This is a genomic window from Malaciobacter canalis (assembly GCF_008000835.1).
Taxonomy (GTDB): domain Bacteria; phylum Campylobacterota; class Campylobacteria; order Campylobacterales; family Arcobacteraceae; genus Malaciobacter; species Malaciobacter canalis.
This window is the reverse complement of the sequence record NZ_CP042812.1, coordinates 931,875-948,652: the sequence shown is the minus strand read 5'-3', so window position 1 is coordinate 948,652 and position 16,778 is coordinate 931,875. Positions and strand designations below refer to the sequence as shown.

23 protein-coding genes are annotated in these 16,778 nt (G+C 31.6%); 1 reads left to right on the top strand and 22 read right to left on the bottom strand.

From position 1 onward, the window contains the following. The 13 genes from ACAN_RS04745 to ACAN_RS04685 are packed head-to-tail and all read right to left on the bottom strand — an operon-like array spanning nucleotide 1 to nucleotide 9,651. Nucleotides 1-1,134, bottom strand: coding sequence for a phage tail sheath C-terminal domain-containing protein (locus ACAN_RS04745; protein ID WP_099334015.1), 1,134 nt, complete (start codon nucleotides 1,132-1,134; stop codon nucleotides 1-3). Nucleotides 1,135-1,145: 11 nt separating this feature from the next. After that, nucleotides 1,146-1,673 (bottom strand): hypothetical protein, encoded by a 528-nt coding sequence (locus ACAN_RS04740; protein ID WP_099334014.1) that lies wholly within the window; start codon nucleotides 1,671-1,673, stop codon nucleotides 1,146-1,148. Nucleotides 1,674-1,685: 12 nt separating this feature from the next. Beyond that, nucleotides 1,686-2,423, bottom strand: coding sequence for a phage tail protein (locus tag ACAN_RS04735; RefSeq protein ID WP_099334013.1), 738 nt, complete (start codon nucleotides 2,421-2,423; stop codon nucleotides 1,686-1,688). Next, nucleotides 2,420-3,019, bottom strand: coding sequence for a phage tail protein I (locus ACAN_RS04730; RefSeq protein WP_099334012.1), 600 nt, complete (start codon nucleotides 3,017-3,019; stop codon nucleotides 2,420-2,422). The genes ACAN_RS04735 and ACAN_RS04730 overlap by 4 nt, the downstream gene beginning before the upstream one ends. Then, nucleotides 2,988-4,169 (bottom strand): baseplate J/gp47 family protein, encoded by a 1,182-nt coding sequence (locus ACAN_RS04725; protein ID WP_099334011.1) that lies wholly within the window; start codon nucleotides 4,167-4,169, stop codon nucleotides 2,988-2,990. Before ACAN_RS04725 ends, ACAN_RS04730 begins: the two co-directional genes overlap by 32 nt. Then, nucleotides 4,162-4,449, bottom strand: a complete 288-nt coding sequence (locus tag ACAN_RS04720) for a GPW/gp25 family protein (protein WP_099334010.1) — start codon at nucleotides 4,447-4,449, stop codon at nucleotides 4,162-4,164. Before ACAN_RS04720 ends, ACAN_RS04725 begins: the two co-directional genes overlap by 8 nt. 5 nt (nucleotides 4,450-4,454) lie before the next feature. Next, nucleotides 4,455-5,021 (bottom strand): phage baseplate assembly protein V, encoded by a 567-nt coding sequence (locus ACAN_RS04715; RefSeq protein ID WP_099334009.1) that lies wholly within the window; start codon nucleotides 5,019-5,021, stop codon nucleotides 4,455-4,457. Next, on the bottom strand, nucleotides 5,022-5,444 hold the full coding sequence (locus ACAN_RS04710) for a hypothetical protein (protein WP_099334008.1): 423 nt from the start codon (nucleotides 5,442-5,444) through the stop codon (nucleotides 5,022-5,024). It abuts the gene before it with no gap. Nucleotides 5,445-5,447: 3 nt separating this feature from the next. Next, nucleotides 5,448-5,756, bottom strand: coding sequence for a hypothetical protein (locus ACAN_RS04705; RefSeq protein ID WP_099334007.1), 309 nt, complete (start codon nucleotides 5,754-5,756; stop codon nucleotides 5,448-5,450). Between the two features lie 4 nt (nucleotides 5,757-5,760). After that, entirely contained in the window at nucleotides 5,761-6,105 is a 345-nt protein-coding gene (locus ACAN_RS04700; RefSeq protein ID WP_099334006.1) for a hypothetical protein, read from the bottom strand. Between the two features lie 10 nt (nucleotides 6,106-6,115). Then, complete coding sequence (locus tag ACAN_RS04695; RefSeq protein ID WP_099334005.1) at nucleotides 6,116-7,936, bottom strand: phage major capsid protein; 1,821 nt, start codon at nucleotides 7,934-7,936, stop codon at nucleotides 6,116-6,118. Continuing rightward, nucleotides 7,929-9,401: a phage portal protein gene (locus tag ACAN_RS04690; RefSeq protein WP_099334004.1), complete on the bottom strand. Its 1,473-nt coding sequence runs from the start codon at nucleotides 9,399-9,401 to the stop codon at nucleotides 7,929-7,931. The genes ACAN_RS04695 and ACAN_RS04690 overlap by 8 nt, the downstream gene beginning before the upstream one ends. Nucleotide 9,402: 1 nt before the next feature. Next, complete coding sequence (locus tag ACAN_RS04685) at nucleotides 9,403-9,651, bottom strand: hypothetical protein (protein ID WP_099334003.1); 249 nt, start codon at nucleotides 9,649-9,651, stop codon at nucleotides 9,403-9,405. Nucleotides 9,652-9,826: 175 nt separating this feature from the next. Between ACAN_RS04685 and ACAN_RS04680 the strand changes: the two genes are divergently transcribed. Beyond that, nucleotides 9,827-10,255 (top strand): hypothetical protein, encoded by a 429-nt coding sequence (locus tag ACAN_RS04680; RefSeq protein ID WP_099334002.1) that lies wholly within the window; start codon nucleotides 9,827-9,829, stop codon nucleotides 10,253-10,255. Nucleotides 10,256-10,522: 267 nt separating this feature from the next. Here ACAN_RS04680 and ACAN_RS04675 read toward each other — a convergent pair whose 3' ends face one another. The 9 genes from ACAN_RS04675 to ACAN_RS04635 all read right to left on the bottom strand — a co-directional run bounded on the left by ACAN_RS04675 (nucleotide 10,523) and on the right by ACAN_RS04635 (nucleotide 16,756). Beyond that, nucleotides 10,523-10,720 (bottom strand): hypothetical protein, encoded by a 198-nt coding sequence (locus ACAN_RS04675; protein ID WP_099334001.1) that lies wholly within the window; start codon nucleotides 10,718-10,720, stop codon nucleotides 10,523-10,525. After that, nucleotides 10,707-12,557, bottom strand: a complete 1,851-nt coding sequence (locus ACAN_RS04670; protein WP_099334000.1) for a phage terminase large subunit family protein — start codon at nucleotides 12,555-12,557, stop codon at nucleotides 10,707-10,709. The genes ACAN_RS04675 and ACAN_RS04670 overlap by 14 nt, the downstream gene beginning before the upstream one ends. Continuing rightward, entirely contained in the window at nucleotides 12,554-13,186 is a 633-nt protein-coding gene (locus ACAN_RS04665) for a hypothetical protein (RefSeq protein ID WP_099333999.1), read from the bottom strand. Before ACAN_RS04665 ends, ACAN_RS04670 begins: the two co-directional genes overlap by 4 nt. Before the next feature lies 1 nt (nucleotide 13,187). Continuing rightward, complete coding sequence (locus tag ACAN_RS04660; RefSeq protein WP_099333998.1) at nucleotides 13,188-13,526, bottom strand: hypothetical protein; 339 nt, start codon at nucleotides 13,524-13,526, stop codon at nucleotides 13,188-13,190. An 18-nt stretch (nucleotides 13,527-13,544) separates the two neighbouring features. After that, complete coding sequence (locus ACAN_RS04655; RefSeq protein WP_099333997.1) at nucleotides 13,545-14,066, bottom strand: hypothetical protein; 522 nt, start codon at nucleotides 14,064-14,066, stop codon at nucleotides 13,545-13,547. Next, entirely contained in the window at nucleotides 14,063-14,293 is a 231-nt protein-coding gene (locus ACAN_RS04650) for a hypothetical protein (RefSeq protein WP_099333996.1), read from the bottom strand. The genes ACAN_RS04655 and ACAN_RS04650 overlap by 4 nt, the downstream gene beginning before the upstream one ends. A 2-nt stretch (nucleotides 14,294-14,295) precedes the next feature. Continuing rightward, nucleotides 14,296-15,381, bottom strand: a complete 1,086-nt coding sequence (locus ACAN_RS04645; protein WP_099333995.1) for a tyrosine-type recombinase/integrase — start codon at nucleotides 15,379-15,381, stop codon at nucleotides 14,296-14,298. Between the two features lie 128 nt (nucleotides 15,382-15,509). After that, entirely contained in the window at nucleotides 15,510-15,917 is a 408-nt protein-coding gene (locus ACAN_RS04640) for a hypothetical protein (RefSeq protein ID WP_099333994.1), read from the bottom strand. Next, nucleotides 15,917-16,756 (bottom strand): hypothetical protein, encoded by an 840-nt coding sequence (locus ACAN_RS04635; RefSeq protein WP_099333993.1) that lies wholly within the window; start codon nucleotides 16,754-16,756, stop codon nucleotides 15,917-15,919. Before ACAN_RS04635 ends, ACAN_RS04640 begins: the two co-directional genes overlap by 1 nt. Nucleotides 16,757-16,778: the final 22 nt, after the last annotated feature.

Here is a 16,778-nt window from a genome sequence, read left to right as displayed (position 1 = left end):
CTATGCTGCCTCCCCATTAATATAATTGATTAGTGTTTCACCCCAATCATCACTGTAAACTAACTCAATATTTAGTTCTCTGATACTTGGCATATCTTGAACCTTGATTGTTAGATAAAATTTACCAGCTGTTACAGTTGCTTTTGTATTCTTTTTAGGATCAAAGTACACATCAAAACCAATAATAACCCCATTCCCTTTTAACTCATTCATAAAATCAACAACTGATTTTTTAACCCAAAAAAGTTGATCTGCTTCTCTATCTCTTGCCCATTTGTTTGCTTTAAGAATAGCTGTTAAAAGTCTGTGAAATGTTCTTACTCTGTCAAGTGATTGCCAAATTGGATCAATATCTCTCGTTTCAAATCCGTATGTTCTCCAACCTACATCTTTAACAATCATACATCCACCATCTTGTCTTAATCTTCTTGCTTCACAATCAGATCCATCAAAGTATTCAATAACTCTTTCAGCACTTTGTGCAACACCCTTTGCAATTCTGTTTGAATGGTTTTTTGCCCAACCAAAATCAGTGTTTCCATCATGATATGCAATAACACCAGCCATGATTGCGCTCATAGGAATTAACTTTCCATCTGCCTTATATCTACCAGTACAATGTAATAAATACTTAGATCCAAAATTTTCCATGTATGTTTTAAATCCAGCTTCATCAGGTGAAAAATCATCTGTTAATCCAGTAGTCCACATCTTTGTAGAGATACTATCAAGCTTTGCAGCAACTTCAACATCAGCTGAGTATTCAGGAACAATGATCAAACCATTTTTAAGATCAATACTAGTTACTGGATCTGATTGTTTGATTACATCAAGCCCATCCAATACATTTGTTTTATTTATTGCTTCATCAACATCATGTATTGATACATGAACAACCAGTGGGCAATGAACAGCTTGTAAATCAATACCAGTTAAAGCATTTTCAAGTGTTCCTTTCGTGATATTATTCTCTTTTACATATTTTAGTCCCTCTTCAGCACTATTAAACTTCATCAGTCCAGTTGCACCAGCACTTGCAGTTGCAACAATTCCAATTGGTGTTGAAGAACTAATTGTAATTGGTCTTGCAGCTGCTACACCAAAACTTCCATTAATACCAAAGTTTAAATCCATCATTTTCCCCTTTATTCAATATTTACAAATTGACTTCTTAAAGTCTTAATTTTTGTTTCAATTTCATCAACTTTTAATTGTGCTGCTACTTTTACTTTATCAGTTGTAGAAGTTGATAATAACTCTCTTAATGGCCTAATTAATGTTTTTTCTAAAGAATCTATTTCTCTTTGAATATTATTGTTTTCTACTATGTTTTTCGCTCTTTTATCTTCAACCCAAGACTTAGTTACATCATCCCATTTATCAAATTGTGTTGGTTTTAAAAGTGTATGTTCATTTTTAATAGCTCCTAAGTAATCTACTTTTAACTCTTGTTTTGTAGAAGTTTCATAAACAGTTTTACCTCTATTATTTTCTATATATTCCCACTCTTTTGTTTCTTCATTGAAGCAAACTGCAAAACCATCTTTTGGACTTAAGGGCTCTTTAGTTGTTGCATTTGCTGGAATAAGATAACCTTTTTCAAGTGGGTTTGATGTTGCAGTTGATTGAGTTGTAAACTCTTTTGTTTCTTTGTTATAGTTATATATTTTCATCATATCCCCTTATTAGTATTTAATGCAGTACATCATTGATACATTCCTAGGTCTTGTTGAACCAACATAATTTGGATGAGTTGATGCCAAATAAGTAGATTGTCCTGGTGGAGTTTGTGTAAAATATTTGCCACTTAGTTGTTCTGTATTTGGACGGTCTGCATAAAACTCTGAAACATAACTTCCTTGATTGCCCGCTCCCATTTGCGTAACTTGTCCAACACTATCCATCTCTGCTGCAACCAAAGTACCAAATTGAAAACTTCCTATTGTTCTAGCCCTATCAATACCTCTTCCATGATCCCAACCTCTTATGAACTCTCCCCTCAAATCAGGTAGTCTAAAATTATTCAAATTTGTATGTCCATAAGTAGTTCCAATGATTTTAAATAAATCTGCAAAAGTAGTTCTTGATAAAACTGCTCCGTTACACTCTAAAAAACCAGTTGGTACAGTATTTGTAGGAAATGTGATTATTGAACCAGTTGGTACTGTTGGAATTTGTTTGAAAAGATCTTCCATCTGTCCTTTATTTACTGCGTCATCAACAGAAATTGCATCTTTTACTTTGAAAAGATTTGCAGCACTTCCATTTTTATCAGCTTTGTTGTTTTTCAGCCAAAGTGTTCTATTTCCTAAGGCTTTGGCTTGTGCATTTGCAATTCCATTTTCACCACCAAGTACATCATCATTTGTTTCTATCTGATATATATTAGGTGTAAACTCTGATGTTTCTATTAAATTACTCATAATTTATCTGCTCCTACTATTCCATATGTGTATGTTCCATCATATTTGATGTTCCCGTCATATCTATTTAATTGCTTATATGTTATTGCATGAAGTAATGATCTCTTTGGTGCATATTGATCAATAATCTTTTTTGCAAACTTTGCTCTTACTGTTGAAACTGGTTTTGCCAAATCTATCACATAATAAGGCCACTTTGTTTTATCTCCATGTGTATATATGCCATTGTATTTATGCTTACCATCATATTTGATACTAAGCCCCTCTTTAATACTTGCTGGTTCTTCATCACTAGCAAGATTAAGAAGTTTTAAAATCTCTTCGATACACCAAACAGTGCCTTTATATCTATGCAAAAGAATTGATTGCTTTATTAATTCTCTTTTCTCTTCCTCTTTTAATTCTTCATCCCAAAAATCAACCTTGAAAGAATAAGCCAAATAAGGCAAAAACTTTTCATTACAAATAAGAGGATTACCAAGTCCTTTGATTACTTGATTTTCATTAGATATTCCATCTGTTACATCTGCTGCAACTAGATCAATCTTATGTAAACCTTCATCTTCAAATAACGGTATAAGTGATTGTTGTTTCACTACATATTCCTATTTGATTATCTGCTATTTCTAAATTTCCCGTGGGAAAATTTATAACTACTTCTTTCACTCCTGGTACTCTTAGAAAATCATTGATCTCACTTAGTGTAATATCTGTTCCAATCTTCCTTAAAGAGTTAAGCCCAGCATTTAAACTCTCTTTTGCATTTGAAAAAACTGTTGCAGTTTCTTGTCCTGGCAGAATTTTCAACTCTGCATTTACAGAAAATGAAACTTCTGTTGCTTTTTCTACTACAACAGTATCTGTTAAAGGCCTTACTTCTTTTGCATTTAACTGTGCTTCTATTCTATTTTGCATAAGTTCATCAGCTTTAGAACTATAATAATAAACTTTCACAATACCCATATCTGCAAAAATTTTATTTAGTACTGCTCTTACTTCATTTTCATTTTTATTTATAAGTAAAGGTATATATTCTTCAAAAGATAACAATCCTCTTTTTACAGCAACATCTTCAATTCTTTCATCAGATTTATATGTAAAACTTAGATAAGTCTCTTCTGATCCAGCAGTTGATTTATCTGCCATTGATAAAAGTATTCTAAATCTAAAACTTTCATCATTTTCTACCTCTGAACCATTTTGAAATGTTCCTTGTGCAGTTGCGGTAACAACAAAAGGTAATGGTGTAGTGATAATTTCTGTTTTAATTTCACTTGATGATATTTCAAGTTGAAGTTCAACAGTACCAGTTGCTTTTGTTTCCCCAGCAGTAATAACAACATCTTCAAGAAGTTTTGCTTCATAAGTACTTGTTTCATCCGTTAAAACTAAATTAACTGGCACTACAATATCTTGTGCTAGAGGTTCACTTATTTCAAAATCATATTCATCATAAGGCTTTGTTCCATCAAGTCTTTCACAATCATAAAAAGCACCAATATTGTCTAAATCTTCATCTTTTGCTAAAGATACAAAAAAAGCTTTTGCAAGTTCATTGAACTCTGATCTAATTGCTAGCTCCCTATATGCAAAAGCTTCTAACATCATCTTAAAATCATCACTTTCAAGTGGTTGCCAATTTTCACCATATAACTTTTTGAAGTTTGTTATATTTTTTTCAAGTATTGCTTCATAGTTTAGTACTTGCAAAACTTTAGGAAGTGGTAAACTATTTAAATTAATCATTTTCAACCTCTACAATCTGACCATTTGTTAATGTAATAATCAAAGTCACAACACCACTTACTGGATCAAGTTTAAAATTAACCTTTTCTACTTTTACCCTTGGTTCATATTTATCTATTGCTTCATATGTATATTTAGTAGCTAAAAGTTTATATTCATCATTGAATTCTCTATCTCTTAATTCATAAAGCTTTGATCCAAATTCAGGGCGCATGGCTCTTGTAACTAGTGGAGTTTTTAAAATCCTTTTTATACTTTTTTCAATACTTACTGCATACATACTTTTTACCCATTCGGTGGAGTTGTAACACCACCAGCACCAAAGTGATCACCAGCAGTTTGCGTGTGATCATGTGTATCATCCATTGGTGTGTCATTGTGAGTAACAGAACCACCATCAAAGTTTGTGTTTGTGGCTTTAACTCCAATATTCCCACCAGCTTCAAAATTGATATTTCCACCAGCTTTGATGTTTATATCACCAACACAATCAACTGTTAAAACCTTTGCTTGTATATCATAAGAAAATCGTGTACCATCTTCATACTCTATAACTTCAGTATGATCATTTGATCCACTTGGTTCTTTTTGATGTTTGTTGAAAATAGATCTTAAAATAAACCCACCATTTGCTTCACCAAAAGGACTAATCACAACAACTTGTTCACCAACTCTTGCTGGTATAAAGTGCCTTTTAAAACTATTTGAAAATGAAGCAATTGGTAAAAAATCAGTTTCACGATCTGATACTTTTACCCTGGCCAATGCTTTACCATCTGCGCTTTTTGTTTCACTTATAGTTCCAAAGTTCACCAGGTTGTCAATAAGTCTTTTTAATTCTGCAAAACTCATCTACTGTTCCCATCTTCTTGATTGATACATCACATCAAATTCAACTCTAACACCACCATAAGTTGTGTCTTTTTGTTCAGTTATAAATTCACTTCCATTACATTTGCATTGATAGTTTAGTTCTTCTTCAACCAAAGAAAAAGCCTTTATCACATCACTTGTAACTTCTCTCATATTCCAAGGAGTGTTTTTACCACTTACTGCAATATCAACTTCAATCTTTAATGTGTGACTTGTGATAGTAAAATCATCAGTTACATTATCTGCTGGATCTCTAACAACGATTGCTGGATATTCATCTTTATCAAGTGGCTTTTCTAACCACTCAAAAACATTTGCACCAGCTTCACTATAAAATCCATTTGAACCTGATATTGTTTTTAGCTTTTCAATAATCGTATCTACAATTTTTTGTCTAATCATTTTTTATCTTTCCAAATAGATCTTAGTTGTTCCATCATTTTGTTTATCAGGATAGATCACACCAAAAACTTCACCATCAATTGTTAAAAGAGATTTTTTACCAACACCAGCTGCTACACTTGTTTGCATAACAACCATTGGAACAAATGCAGTTGCACCCTCATATTCACCCTTTTCAAGAATAACTTCTGTTTCTTCTTCAAAGTATAAATATTCAAGTGGTTCTTCAACTAAATCCAAATTATGTGTTAGTGTTCCACCAAACTCACTACATGCAGTAAGATCAGTTTCAATCATCTCTTCTAATGCCATTTACTTACTCTTCATCAGCTTTAAAATCTACTGTTTCAATTAACGCATAGATCTCTTTCATAGTTTCATTACCAATTTCAAGACCACAAGCTTGTGCATATTCAACTAAAGGATCTTTATTTAATTCCTTGTAATCTACTTCTGCAAGTTCAGCAAGTGTCATTTCATTATATGAAACACCATTGATATCAACATCAACTTCATCATCAACTTCTTTTGCTTTCCCCAGGGAAATTAAAAGTTTTGCATTTTTCTCTTCTAAGTCATAAGTTTTTTTAGCAACTAAATCTTTTCCATCACAAATAGTGCTTCTTAAAATAAGCACTGTGATTAATAATTCTTTACTCATAATCTATTCCTTAAAATACTTTTCCATCTTTGATTGCTGCAAAAGAAGATGCATTTCTAACACCCACATCTGCAAACTGATCTGCAATCACTCTAATTTTTCCATTTTTTGCAAGTGTATATGGATCAACAATTAAATCAATTCCACCCCACATACCAATTAATAGATCTGCCCAGTTACCAAAAATCATTGCAGACAAATCAGTTCCAGTACCTTTTGCTAAATTAGCTGGCAATTGATTTGAAACGCCATAGTTGTATCCATTTAGATCATTACCTGATAAAATCATTTTTGGATTTCCATCTGCTACTGGTGTTTGTTTTAGATAACCTCTTGTTCTTGCGTTCATAACATAAGCTAATCTTCCAATATCAGCATTATCAACTGCAACTTCAGTTTCAAGATCTACAATATGTCCATTTTTAATTGGTCCACCATCTGTTCCAATTGAAACTAATCCAATTCCAGTTTCTGCAAGAACTTTATTTATAGCTTCAAGATCAATTTTTAACCCAATTTGACCAAATAAATCATTTTTAATTAAGTTCTCAATAGCTATTGAAGATTGATGAATTAATTGCTTAGAATATGCACCTGATCCACCAAATCTACTTGGTGACATTGTTAATTCACCTAATCCAATATCACTATCATTTGTTTCATCAGTTTCTGTTAATTTATCAACTTTCATTGATGATGTTTGTTTTGGGAATGAAATATTTCCATTTAAACCTGGCAACACTTCAGCTAATTTCATAACTGCTGATTTATTCTTAAGCATTTCAATTAATCCACCCATTTGTGTATCAACTGTAATACCACCAGTTGATGTAACTGTCATATCTCTTTTAAACACATCAAAAGGTACTAAAACACCTTGTGCTTCAACACCACTTTTTTTCTGTGCTACCATTGATACTTCAAACTCAAAACCAGCAGCTTTTTGCGCTGTGCTGTCAGTTGGATTTGCTAATGCTCTTAATACTTTTGCAAAAGAGTATTCTCTTACTTCATCATCACTCATTCCAATTTCAGGCACTGCATTTGTAGTGTTTACAGTTGGTGCAGCTTTTTCACTGATCTTTGCCAATGCAATTGATCTAAATTGTTCTAAGCTTATTCCCTCTTCAATTGCTCTTTGTGCTTCATCACCTAAACCATGTGCTGCACCAATTGCTGTAATATCAGAAATTCTTGATCTTTCAGCTTTTGTTGCTTCACCTGCAACAACTTTTACATCAACTTGTTTTTCTTCTGTTTTTTTCTCACCTGGCATTTCTTTTACCTCTTCTTTTTGATTTAAAATTTTTATTTTGTTTTTTTGTAGTTCTTCACTACGACCTACACCAACAGTATCATCAGCTGGTATTGAAACAATAGATATTTCAAACGGCAGCCATTTAGTTACTCGGAAAGTATCCACACCTTCGCTTTCGCTTTCAAGCTTCATTTCTAGTACCTGGTATCCCACAGATACTTTTGTCAATATTCCATCAACCACATCTTTGAATATTTCATCAGCTTGTGAGTTTCTACTAAATCTAACAGTTGCAAAACCTCTTTTATTATCAATTTTTGCACTTTCGATAACCCCAGCAACTATATTTCTTTGATGATTGAACAACAAAGGCGCTGCATTATTAAGCCTTGACATATCCACAGATTTGGTTGAATGATCTAGGATTTCAATTCCATACCATCTTTCATAAGGTTCTTCAGAACTAAATGAAAGATCTATTGTTCTATTTTCTTCATTTACACCCCTTACTTCATATTCTCTATATTGAGTATCTAAATTTTCAAGATTTCTAACATCTAATTTTTTAGGCATTTTCACTTTCCTCACTATCTTTTGTCGTACTTAGTATCTGAATAAGTTCAGCTTCACCAAGTGTAGTAATCTCATATTTTTTTCTCAATTCTTTTTCTCTTTTAAGTTGTTCATATACTTCTTCAATATCTTTTCCCATTTCCGCAAAAATTTCAGAATGTGTTTTTAATCCCTCTTTATTAAGTAAAATATTTGATTGTGTATCCTTCAAAGGATCAACCCATGCAAATCCTCTTGGTAACCAATGTGGATTATTAAATTTTTCTAACTTCGTATATGGAAGTTTTACAGTTGCAGTTAAAAGTGCCATATCAAGCCAATCAGCATATACATCATCATGTAAGTGTTCACATAGCCAACTTTGAAGTTCTTTCCATACTTCTCTTTCTTCAAGAACACCTGATCTTAAAGATGAAAAATTAACACCTTCTAGGTCGTTTGATAATGTGTTATATGAAACATCAAGACCACTTGCAATACCTCTCAAAACTACTTTCATAAAATCTTTAAATGCTGTATTTGGATGTTGTGGATCATAAGTTTCAAAACCCCACCCAGCTGGTAAAACTTCAAATTCACCTGGTGTGATTTCATTTGCTGGTGTTCCATCAATTTCAGTATCGCCAGCATATTCATCACCCTCTGCATTTTGAGTATAAAAACCACCTTTACTTGCAGCAACTCTTGCACCTACCAGTTCAGCCTCTTCGTATCCATTCACCATTTTCATTCTAGTCATTGCAGTATGCATCCATGGTATTCCTCGACTTGCACTAATTCTAATTGGTAAAAATAAATGTATAATTTGATTTGCTGGTATTCTTTCGTGTTTTCTATTTGTGTGTGCAAGTTCCTGGCTTCCTGGATGTGTTTTTAAAACATGATAAAAAATAGGCTTTTGCCATTTATCAAATTCAATACCCATCACAATATTTCTATTTGGATCATTCAAAGTTTCATCCAAGTGATCAGCTTCTATAATTTGAAGTGCAAATTTAAAATTATTGTCATAACCTTTAACTTTTCTAATTAATACTTCACCATCTTCAGCAATAGCCCCTATTGCAAGTTTTGTAAGATCTGTAAATGAATATTTTCCAGTAACATCACAGTTACCTTTTTTACACCATTTATTCCAGTTCTCTTCTATTTGCTGGTTTGCTTTTTTATCAAGATTGCCATTTGGATCTTTAGCTCTATTTTGTAGTTTGATACCTTTATTTCCTACTACATTACTTTTGATCATTCTTTTAAATCTTTTTGCATAATCATCATTTTGCATAAGATCTCTTGATCTGTTTCTAATAGATTTTAGATCTCTTTTAATATCAACATCTGCTGTGATTTGTGAAGTTACCCATGATGAATATAAGTTGCCAGTATTTGCAGCATGAAAAGATCTTTTTTGTTTTTTAACTGGAACTTGTGTTGAAGCCCTTTTGATTTCAAATCCAAATAATTTCACATCAAAACCTAGTTAAAATTTTTCTTTTTGGATTACCAAGACCAGCTGCAAGTTCAGTTGCTTTTTTTTCTGCTACAACTTCTCTTTTAAATCTATCTCTTAACTTCATAATTTCTGTAAAAGGATATTTTTTTAATTGCCGACCACCGATTTCATATTCCAGTACATCATTTGAAGCTTTTCCAAGTAAAACTGCTTCAAGTTTTTCAACCATTTGTTCAGCAAAAGTTTTTGTAGGTGTTTCAGCCAAAATATAAATCCTTTATTTTTATTGATCGAATTATTACAATTAAAAGGGTTATTTAAAAAGGGACAAAAAATAATTTTTCATAAAATTAAAGGTAAAATATTGCTAAAAATTAATATATTTTTTTGGGTAACTTAGATAAAATCTTTTACAATTAAATAAGGATAAAGGTCATTAGGTGAGTTTATATTCAGAGCGTCTTGCAGTATTAAAAAAAGAAATTTCAATTATTAGCAATAAAAAAAGTGGGCGCAAAAAAAGTAAAAAATTTAAACCACACCAAAAAGAAATGATTAAATTTATTCATAGTGAAATTACAAAAGTTGAATTTAAAGTGAATGATAAAGTTATTATTTTAGAAAAAGGTGACAGTAAAAAAGGCTTTAGACATATATTAGAAAAACACTATAAGCCAAATGATCTTGAAACAATGGACATCCTAAACTTACCGATTATTTTTAAAGAGGCTTTGAAATTAAATAATGAAGGTGTATCAAATAAAGCTTTAACAACATATATAAATTTTAAAAATCAAAAAAAACATAAATTAGTTGTCAATGAAATTACTAATAATAAGTTAGTGGTTACTGCATATAGAAAACAATAAATATTGGAAGTGAGACGAGAGCAGTTAAAAACCATCTAGGGCTAACTTAAAAATAAGTACTGGTCGTAAACCCACTTCACTTCGTAGACGATGTTTCCATCCACAAATATACTTCAAGATAAAATATACTTTAGGATAAAAATATACGAAATTTGTATGTCAATTTGTATGTACGAATTATAATTGTTTATATATTAAAGATCTCTTAATTAATATTATTTAATAATATTTAAAACTATTTAATATTATATTAAATAGTTTTAAATTCTATTCTTCTATCCCTAATAACTTTTTATATTTTGGCATTTCATTTTCTAGAATAGTTTGAACTAATACACTTTCATTTATTCCAAGTTCTTCAGCTATCATTTTTATATCAAACATTGTTGTAGTTTTTAATCTCACATTATCAAATTTTATTTTCGGATCATCACTTTTTGGTCTACCTCTATTATTTCCAGCCATTTACAAACCCTCCTCTTTTTCTTGTTAATTGTTTTCTTTGTTTTGGTTGTTTCTCTTTTTTCTCAACTGGTTTTAATCGTTCCTGAATCTTTTGGAAGTTTGGATTTAAAATATTAAGTGCTGCAAGATTATATACAGTGTAATCCAGGGCTTCATTTCTTGCTCTAATCTGTTTATAAATTCTTACTGCTTTTCCATTTTTGTATGTATTAATTACTTTTTCAGCTGTTAGCATTTGGAAATATTTCTTATCATAAGTTTTGTTGAAGTGCATATATCCCTCACCAAACTCTTCAAGCTTTAATCTTGAAAAAATAAGCTCTTTTGCTGTATCAGTTCCCACAGTAAATAGCTTCACTTTTAATTTATTTGAAGTAGTGGGCCTTGATACAATTGGTTTACCTGGTGTATTTGCACCTTTTATTGCAAACACTCTTCTTGACTCTCTTTTTTTGCAATATTTGTAAACATCATTAGTAAAGTGACCACCACTATCTATACAAGTACAAAGCACTCTAAGTTCAACCCCATCTTCCCTTTTATAAGTTGAAAATATAATATCATCAAGATCTTCCCATACTTTACTTTGTGCTGGACTTCCTTCTATTCTAAAAGCTAGTTTTCCCCAACTTTCTTCACCAATTCCCCAGGCTTTAATTTCACCTTCTAATCTATCATCTTGTGTATCAACTCCACAAGTTAAAACGATAGCTTCATTTGGTAAAGTTGTGTAATCTTCTCTTCTTTCAAGTAGTTCATCATCTTCAATTTCATCACCTTGTTCTTCTTCCCAAGTTTCACCAAGCACCAGGTTAGTAAATGTTTTTAATTTTTGAATATTTCCTTGAACTTCAAACCACTCTTTAGCTATTGCAACCCAAGAACTGTTGGCATTGTATGAATAAGCAGCCCATATGTGAAAACTTGCATGACCTTTAAAAGGTTTAGTAGCTATCCACTCGCCTTTCTCAATCATTTCAATTTTATGTTCTTCAGTATATTTTGATCCACAATTAGGACAAAAGAAACCAACTTCATCTTCAATAAGATCACCATCTTCTGTTCTTGGCATATCAAAGTTTTTAAATTCAAGTTTATGTTTATAGCCACAATGAGGACAAGGCACATAGTAATACCTTTGATCACCTTTTTCAAATTCAGGTTTGATCTTTGATAAATGGTCAGTAGTTGGTGAAGATCCAAGAATAATTTTTCTATTCCAAAAGTCATTGGTTCTTTTTTTACCCAGTGATATTTGATCACCCTCTTTACCAGCTGACTGTTCCCACCCATCAATTTCATCACCGATAAATACTCTTACAGTTCTTCTTCTAAAGTTTCTAGGGCTGTGCGCACCAACTAATTCAAGTATCCCTCCTGGATACATTTTTTTAGCTGTTTTCTCTTTTTTATTTCTTCCCTTTTTTGTAGTCTTACCAATAAGATCTGATACAACATCATTATCTCTGATCATTGGCTCAATTTCATCTTCAGCATAACCAAGTGCTTCATCTTCTGTTGGTTGTGCAAGAAGTATTGAAGCTGGGTTTTGATGTACATGATAAGCAACTGCAATATTTATACACTTTGTATATCCAATCCTTGCAGACTTCCACCAAGTGACTTGTTCAGTAATTTCATCTGTCATACAATCAATTGGTTCAACCTGGTATGGCAATGTTTTCCATTTACCAGGAGCAGCAGAACTTTCAGGTGATAAGTAGTAATAAGTATCAGCCCACTGTGATCCAGTTAATCTTGGTTTAGGTTTTAAAAGTGCTTGACCATATCCCAGCAGTTTTTGCTGCTGAACTGTTAAAGTTGGTTTGCAACTCATTCTTCTTCACCTTTTACATCATCAAGGCCATATTTATTAAATTCACCAAATGCTTCATCAATAAGCATATGTAAAAATTCAACTTGCTCTTTTGTAGTTTTGTGATATTTAGATTTAAATAGATGTGAAACATTGTACATCTTAGTTTTCATATTTGAAGCTACCAACTCCATTACTGCTTCAGCTTGTTCAAGTTCAATAAGCACACCAAGTTCTTTTTTAAATTCAAGCTCTTTTCTTTTACTCTCAATAAATGCATCTTTAATCTGAATTTTGTGAACTGCATTTTTATTACTAGCATCTTCAAGTAAAGCTGTTAATTCAACTTGTGCTTCAGCACCAAGATATGAAACATCAAACATTCCAAAACTTTGTGGAATATCGTTTTTTTTCCCTGGGGAAATTTCACTAGTATTTTTCTTTGCAGCATTTGCATTTCTTTGTGGCTCTCTTGTTAGATCTCGATTATCTTCAATAATCTTTGCAATTTCAGTTGCTCTACTTCTTGGAAATTTTCCACCTTCTAAAATCTCATCAAATAGTTTTTGTTTTTTTAACTTTGCTATGTATGGTTGAGTACACCCACAAAACTGTGCTAATTCACTTTGAGATATATACTTTTTAGCCATTTTATAACCACATTTTCAAAAATATAACCAAGTTATAAAAATCGCATAACTGCCATGTATCGGTATGTAGGGCTACATTTGTGATACTAAAAAAATATAACCAAGTTTCAAAACTCATAAATAGAACTTTTCTGCGCTCGATAGTACCCTCAGAGAAAAACACCCAGGAAGTACCTTTAATACGGGCTTCATAGCTTTGCTTCATTCCTAAATAATATTCCATATAGTTACTTTTATTTGCTACTACTTTTAAACTGCTTTGCAATACGATAAATAAATTGATTAAGATATATTTTCCCGTGGGAAATTTAATACTATTTTCTAACCTATTTCTATACATAATTTTCACCTACTTTTTTTAAACCTTGCTGATATAAAAATCAAAGTTGTTTTTTAACTTATTTCCAAACTCATTTTTTACCATTTGATCTGCTTCTTCTAAAATCTTTTTATTAAACATTTGTGATACTGAAACTGTTTGAACTGCTTTGATTTTTTGTGTTTTACCAACTCTATGAAGCAATGCTTTTTTATCTTTTGAAAGGAAAGTATTTCTTAACTTACTTCTTCCATTTTCTTTCTTGATCCTTACAGTTGCATAACCTTTCTTCTTCAAAATCTTTGAACCAAAGTGAATTGCATTTCTTCTCTTACTTCTAACATCCATCACATATTGCATATTTGAATATCTTGATCTTCTTACAGTTATGTGGTTCTTGATTTCAGCAGCTTTGATGTTGTATGTTTTTCTTACTTCCTTGGTCGTTTGAGTTTTAACTCTTGATCCAATATCATTCACTGTTCTGTTCAATGCTTTTTGGTATGCTCTTGGATGAAGTATTTTAAGAACATCATCCAGTCCAGTTAATTCAACTTTCAATTTTGCTCCTTAACTGCTTGGCGTATTTTTTGTCTTAATTCCTCTTCAAATTTTTCTCTATCTTCAACATATAAATCAATATTAATTTCTATTTCAAAACTACGATCCAATAAAATTTTATTTACAGGAACTCCGACTTCAATCTTAATGTTTTCATTTATTTCACTAAGAAAATAATCATTAATCACTGCTTTCAATTCTTTGTATTCATCTGTTGTTTTTTTCATCATCACCCCTTATAAAGTTCTTCAACTGCATTTCTTCCACTATCAGGTGAAAGTTTTGCATATTTCATTGTTTGTTTAATATCTTTGTGGTTCATCAACTTTTGGATCTTTTGAATACTCACACCAGCTATTGCAAGATGTGAAGCAAAAGTGTGTCTTAGTGTATGGATCACAACTCTGTTTGCTCTGTCTTTTTTGTCTAATCCCTGGTTAAATCTTTCATCAAAGATCAGTCTTAGCAGCTTATAAACATCTGCATATTTTGTTTTCTTCCCATCTGTTGAAACTACATGATCATTGATCCCAAACTCCTGGATATGATCACATACCAGGTGAAATGTTTCTTGATCCAGGTATCCCACATACCAAACTTTTCTTTTTGGATCATATAGCTGCACTGTTTTATTCTCTTGATCAATGTGCTTTTTTTGAATACCCAGCACACTGTTAATTCTTGCACCAGTGCTTAATGAGATCTTCACCACCAACTTCAAAAGAAGATGATCTTGAACTTCATCTTGAAGCAGCTGCACTTCTTTCAAACTCAAATATCTAAGTCTTGAATTATCCACCTGGAACATTTGGATCTCTTTGAATGGATTATGAGTTATGATCTGCTTTTTGATCCCATGATTGATAATTCTTTTTAAGATCTTAATATACTGATTGATACTGCTTTTGCTGTATTCATCAGCAACTTTGATTGCCTGGAACTCATGGATCAATGTATCATCCAGCATTGAAATAGGAATATCACCAAATGCTGGTGATATATGCTTTTCATAATCTTTTTTATATTTACTATTGCTCTTGCTATGTGCTTCTTTGCTACTAAAATATAGTTCTGCTAATTTATCAAGGGTAAGATTTTTCATGCTCTTTTGTGATAGATCAATCCCATGTCTTAACTCTGAAAGTATTTGGTTTCTAAGTTCAATGGCTTTTTTTTCATTGATCCCCTCTGACTTCCTACCCACTTTTTTATAAATAGTTTTTTTACCTGATTTGTAAACTATGAAATAAGAAATATCACCACACTTCAAGTGATTTAGTTGTACTTTCGATCCATATCTTTTTGAACCTATCATATCACTTCAACCATTCCTTTTTTATCTTTCTTTCATCATAAACAAATCCATAAATAGTGCAATTTGCAAATTTATCAATACCTTTTGCTACAATCTTAAACTTTTGTTTTCTGATTGTTTTTTTACGATTAAGCAGCTGTACCATATTCAACAATAACTGGTGTTTCATCTTTGATTACTTGATAAGCTTTCCAACCTCTCATTCTCAATCTATGTGGTTGCACTTTGTTGTTAAAGCAATATTTAATCAATCTATCCATCACTGCATTTTTATGCTCTTTTGTTGTTTCATTAAACATTAGATTTATCTTTTGCAGTTCTGTATGAGTGGACTTGAAAGTCATGCCTAGTTCTTCAATTCTGAATATATTTCTAAAGCCATTTACAAACTTGATGATCTCACTATTTACAACTGATCCATCAAACTTGATTTCCTGAATCTTTTTTGCTTTGCTTGCAGCTGATCCAATGTAGTAATTTAAAAAATCGTATGTTTTTTGAAACTCTTTTAATTCTAGTTCTGTTAAAACTCTCATTATGCGCCCCTTACTAGATTTACTAATTTTTCAACATCAGCTGCATTTGTAACTTTCCAATCTTTTTCAATTTTCAGGTATCCATCCTCTTTGAACTCAATATCTTCACCATCAACAATGAATCTTTTACCTACTAGATCAACTGGAACGATTGCTTCATTTTTTCCTTTTACTGCAACTTGTTCTTCTTGGTAATCAAGATAAATGCTATTTCTTACAAAAAAGAAAAGTGCTTCAGGTTTTTTACCAGTAGAAGAAATATATTTTGCATAATTTTTAAGTCCTAGCATGATCTTTTCAAATTCATCTTTTCTAAGGTTTATTTGATTAAAACTAGATGGCTCTTGAATGTCTTGATTTTTACTTGAAATATTAGTTCTATAAAAAGAAATTATTGAAGAGGGGGTTATACTCTCTGTTGTATTCTCTGTTGTATTCTCTGTATATATAGAATGTTTTGCCCTTTGGTCATGTAGTGTTTTGTCCTTTTGGCTAGTAGTGTTTTGCCCTTTTGGCTTTTCAAGTTTAGACCATTGGGCTAAACTAGAATACATTTTTTCCCAATCAATTTCATAGAATGTTTTTGCTGGTAATCCCTCTCTTGAAACTGTAATAAAATCAAGTTTTTTTATAAGTTTTTTTGCATTTCTAAGTTCTTTTTCACTCAATAAAGTTTCTTCCTGGATCTCTTTATCAGTCTTAAAAATCTTATCTTTTTTGCTGAACCAGTACATAAGTTGTGATAGTAATATTCCAGCAGTAGTTGATCCAGTAATTTCACGATAAACTGGATAATAAGCTATTGGTTTTTGATTAAGTTGTTTTAGTATATGTTTCAATTTGTTCCTTTCTTTATTCCAG